At 65.4% G+C, this 237-nt stretch carries 1 protein-coding gene; it reads left to right on the forward strand.

Annotated elements, in window-relative coordinates; genetic code table 11:
* Nucleotides 1-237: amino acid permease (locus J5M58_RS27675; protein ID WP_207880730.1), on the forward strand; the 237-nt coding region annotated here is incomplete at both ends.

Genomic DNA, 237 nt, shown 5'->3' on the forward strand with positions numbered 1-237 from the left:
GAACCCGTCGATGGCTGCCGTGCTGGAGCATGTGGTCGGCCACTGGGGTGCGGTGCTGATCAGCGTCGGCCTGATCATCTCGCTGCTCGGGGCCCTGCTGTCGTGGGTGCTGCTGTGCGCCGAGATCCTCTTCGCCACGGCGCGGGACAAGACCATGCCGCGCTTTCTGGCCAAGGAAAACGCCAACCATGTGCCGGCCAACGCCCTGTGGCTGACCAACTGCATGATCCAGGGCTT

Origin of the sequence: Pseudomonas sp. 32_A, from assembly GCF_017490905.1 — a bacterium.
GTDB classification, from domain to species: Bacteria; Pseudomonadota; Gammaproteobacteria; order Pseudomonadales; family Pseudomonadaceae; genus Aquipseudomonas; species Aquipseudomonas inefficax.